Genomic DNA, 4,082 nt, shown 5'->3' with positions numbered 1-4,082 from the left:
ATGATGAGCCGCACGCTGTCCGGCGGCATGAAGCGGCGGCTGATGATCGCCCGCGCGATGATGACCCGCCCGCGCCTGCTGATCCTGGACGAGCCCACCGCCGGCGTGGACATCGAGATCCGCCGCGACATGTGGAAGACGCTGCAGGAGATCAACGCCGCCGGCACCACCATCATCCTCACCACGCACTACCTGGAGGAAGCCGAGCAGCTGTGCCGCAACCTGGCCATCATCAACCACGGCCGCATCGTCGAGCAGGGCCCGATGCGCGGCCTGCTGGCCAAGCTGGACGTGGAAGGCTTCATCTTCGACATCGACGGTGAACTGCCGGCGCAGCTGCCGCACATCGAAGGCGCCACGCTGCTGGCCACCGACACGCACACGCTGGACCTGGACATGCCGCGGGCGATGGACCTCAACCGCGTGTTCGACACCTTCAACGCCGCCGGCATCCGCGTGCGCTCGATGCGCACCAAGAGCAACCGCCTGGAAGAGCTGTTCGTGCGCCTGACCGGCAACCTGGAGAACAACGCATGAACACCTCCGTCACGTCCTCTTCCGAGACCGCCACCGGTTCGCGCAACTGGGTGGCGCTGGGCACCATCGTCCGCCGCGAGATCAACCGCATCCTGCGCATCTGGGGCCAGACCCTGGTGCCGCCGGCGATCACCATGACCCTGTACTTCCTGATCTTCGGCGGCCTGATCGGCTCGCGCATCGGCGAGATGGGCGGCTACAGCTACATGCAGTTCATCGTGCCGGGCCTGGTGATGATGAGCGTGATCCAGAACAGCTACGGCAACATCAGCTCCTCGTTCTTCGGCGCCAAGTTCGGCCGCCACATCGAGGAGCTGCTGGTCAGCCCGATGCCGAACTGGGTGATCCTGGGCGGCTACGTGGCCGGTGCGGTGGTACGCGGCCTGATGGTCGGCGTGATCGTGCTGGTCATCGCGATGTTCTTCACCCCGGTGCGCATCCCGCACCCGCTGGTGACACTGAGCACGGTGTTGCTGGGCGCGACCATCTTCTCGCTGGCCGGCTTCATCAATGCCGTCTACGCCAAGAAGTTCGATGACGTGGCGATCGTGCCGACCTTCATCCTGACCCCGCTGACCTACCTGGGCGGCGTGTTCTATTCGGTCACGCTGCTGCCGGGCTGGGCGCAGGCCCTGACCCACGCCAACCCGATCTTCTACATGGTCAACGCGTTCCGCTTCGGCCTGCTGGGCAGCAGCGACGTGCCGCTGTGGGTCTCCTACACGCTGATGCTGGGCTTCGTGGCCGCACTCACCGCCTTGGCACTGTGGCTGCTCAAGCGTGGTGTTGGCCTGCGCAGCTGAGCCGCTGAACCAGGATCGACCGGCATGACAAGGGCGGGACCGCGAGGTCCCGCCCTTTTTTCATATCCGTGCATCACGCCATCTTTTGATGGCGTGACGCTATTGCTATGCTGCGCGCACAGGGGGCTCTTGGACCACACGTCGACAGGGCACTGAATGACCGCAGCACAATGCCGTTCCACCTCGGCCCGTTCATCGGCCGTCATCATGCCTGCCCCGTTTCGTCGCGCGCCCGCAGCCGACGCTACCGCGCTCCCTCATCGGCCGGATTCCCGTCGCATGCTCCGCTGCTGACACAGCGTTGATGCATCCATCGTGCACGCTTGCTTTCCTCGTCCCATCCCCGGTTGGCCCATCTCGCCATCCGGGGCGATTTCCTTGTCGGAGCATTCCATGAACGTACAACCCGTCACCAAGCGCACTGCCCTGGCCCTGTCGACCCTCGCCCTGTTGCTGGGCAGCGCGTGCAACCGCACGCCCGCACCGGCCGAGCCTGCCGCGCCCGCCACCGATGCAGCAGAGACCAACCCGCCAGCACCGGCTGCCGAGGCAACGACCACGAGCAACGCTTTCGACATCGAGAAGCTGCCCGTCTCCACGGCCACGCTGGGTGAATTCCCTTACATCGGCCTGCCGGAGGGCTATCAGGCGCAGCGCCCGGAGACCAACCCGTTCGAGCGTGTACCGTTCTGGACCGGTGACCGCCTGGAGTGGGTCGAGGGCCAGGTCTACGGCGCACGCCTCCAGGCCAAGGACGGGCACCCGTTCTCGCAGCTTGAGCTGACCCGCAACCTGCAGGCACTGGTCGAGAGCCTGGGTGGACGCCAGGTGTTCAACGGCAAGATCCCCGCCGCCGCCCTGGATGACATCCAGAAGTCTTCCGCTGCCGTTGAACGCGTGGATGCCCTGGGCGACATCTACAACGAAACTGCCGATGTCTACGTGATCCGCCAGCCGGACCGCAACATCTGGCTGCATGTCGCCAAGAGCGGCAACCAGGCCGGGCTGCTGATCGCCGAGACCAAGCCGGTGCAGATCACCGCCAAGGCACTGCCCGCCGACGCGCTGAAGAAATCGATCGACGAGGCCGGCAAAGTGGCCATCCAGGTGCAGTTCGAAACCGACCAGGCCACCATCCTTCCCGCGTCGAAGCCGCAGCTGGAGCAGGTGACCGCACTGCTCAACGACAATCCCGAGCTGCGACTTTCGATCAATGGACATACCGACAACACGGGAAATGCGTCACACAATCTGTCGCTCTCGCAGCGCCGTGCAGCCTCCGTTCGCGACTTCCTCGTCACTGCGGGAATCGATCAAAAAAGGCTTGAATCCAGCGGTTTTGGCGATTCACAACCGGCTGCCGACAACAACACCGAAGAGGGCAAGGCACAGAACCGTCGCGTGGAGTTGGTGAAGCTTTGAATTAACTTCATCGTCACGCAGATAAATGCCATTTGTCTTGAACATGCAATGGAGGCGTGTTTAGATCGTGCCCGCATCAGTTCAGGGGGCGTCATCAGCGACTGGTGTCATTGACTTGAATTCCGAAGTAACAGGACGGCGCAGCAGTGCATCCAATGCACTGCATTGCCAAAAAAAACTAGGAGAAAGCCATGCGTCACACGCCCCGTAAGTTTGGTTTCAAAAAGCAGCGCGGTCAGGGCATGACCGAGTACATCATCATCACCGCACTGGTGGCCATCGCCGCCATCGCCGCCTTCACCTACTTCGGTGGAACCGCGCGCAGCCAGGTTGCCGGTATGGCCAAGGAACTCTCCGGCCAGAGCGCAACGCAGTCGATCAATCGTGCCAAGAACGTCTCCAACCAGGCACAAGAGGAAGCCGACAAAGACAAGGGCATGGACGCTTACTCCAACAAGTAAGCCGAGCCTGTCCTGACGTCACGCGCAGCCCCCGCTGCGCGTGACGCTTTCCGTCGTTGTTACTCGCCTTGGTGCCCACGCGTGGGCGCCAACGGGCGAGCCATGCCCGGTGAAACCTCATGAGCCCTCGTGCCAGAGCACAAGCCTTCTGTACCCGCAGGATTCCCTCATTGAGCCAGCGACGCACCATGGCCGGGCAGGCAATGGTGCTCGGGCTGGTGATGCTGCTGGTGCTATGTGTCGGCGTGATCGTGCTGTTCGATACCGGACAGACGGTCAACAAGAAGGTCGAGCTGGTCAATGCCGCCGATGCGGCTGCCTACAGCGTTGCCGTGCAGCAGGCACGGGCACTGAACTTCGCCGCCTATTCCAACCGCGCGCGCGTGGCCAATGAAGTCGCCGTTGCGCAGGTGATCGGCCTGTACTCGTGGATGAACCAGTTCCACACCACGACCATCGTGCTGGAAAAGGTGATGAGCGTACTGGCCAAGATTCCCTATGTCGGGCCGATATTCCAGGCGCTTTCAAGCATATTCAAGGCCATTGGACAGACCCTCAAGGGCATCCGGCGCGCCTATCACGGCCTGGCCCAGGTCACGGTGACCGCACTGGATGCGCTCAACGGCACATTGGCCACCGCCTCACGCTCAATCCTGGAGGCCGTGGGCCGCGTCGATGGAATACTGGTCGCCCGCGACATCGTCAAACGAAATTCCGCCGATGCCGCGCTAAGCGCGGTGGGCGCTGGCGTGCTGACCTCGCAGTTGGTCACCGCCAACAACAACTTCCTGCAGAGCTACCGTATTCCGCGTTCGCGCGGCGGCGGCGCTGGCGGCTCGGCACAGGATCGCAGAGGGGC

Annotated in this window: 5 protein-coding genes; all 5 read left to right on the top strand. The window is 63.3% G+C overall.

Translation table 11 applies throughout. The features are described 5' to 3' along the window. A partial coding sequence (locus VA603_RS10365) for an ABC transporter ATP-binding protein (RefSeq protein ID WP_323438765.1) occupies positions 1–537 on the top strand: 537 nt, incomplete at its 5' end. Then, the gene (locus VA603_RS10360; protein WP_132863785.1) at positions 534–1,340 is read left to right on the top strand and encodes an ABC transporter permease; all 807 of its coding nucleotides are present in this window, start codon (positions 534–536) and stop codon (positions 1,338–1,340) included. The genes VA603_RS10365 and VA603_RS10360, both read left to right, overlap by 4 nt. A gap of 393 nt (positions 1,341–1,733) precedes the next feature. Continuing rightward, complete coding sequence (locus tag VA603_RS10355; RefSeq protein ID WP_323438764.1) at positions 1,734–2,762, top strand: OmpA family protein; 1,029 nt, start codon at positions 1,734–1,736, stop codon at positions 2,760–2,762. A gap of 191 nt (positions 2,763–2,953) precedes the next feature. Then, on the top strand, positions 2,954–3,223 hold the full coding sequence (locus tag VA603_RS10350) for a pilus assembly protein (RefSeq protein ID WP_192287042.1): 270 nt from the start codon (positions 2,954–2,956) through the stop codon (positions 3,221–3,223). Positions 3,224–3,393: 170 nt separating this feature from the next. Then, the coding region (locus VA603_RS10345; protein WP_323438763.1) for a pilus assembly protein TadG-related protein at positions 3,394–4,082 on the top strand (689 nt) is incomplete at its 3' end.

The organism is Stenotrophomonas capsici, from assembly GCF_034961085.1.
GTDB lineage: Bacteria > Pseudomonadota > Gammaproteobacteria > Xanthomonadales > Xanthomonadaceae > Stenotrophomonas > Stenotrophomonas capsici.
The sequence above is the reverse complement of the archived record's forward strand: the minus strand, read 5'-3'. Positions and strand labels throughout refer to the sequence as shown.

Coding starts and splice junctions, on each gene's coding strand:
- VA603_RS10350 (WP_192287042.1), top strand. CDS start 2,954: ATGCGTCACACGCCCCGTAAGTTTGGTTTCAAAAAGCAGCGCGGTCAG.
- VA603_RS10355 (WP_323438764.1), top strand. CDS start 1,734: ATGAACGTACAACCCGTCACCAAGCGCACTGCCCTGGCCCTGTCGACC.
- VA603_RS10360 (WP_132863785.1), top strand. CDS start 534: ATGAACACCTCCGTCACGTCCTCTTCCGAGACCGCCACCGGTTCGCGC.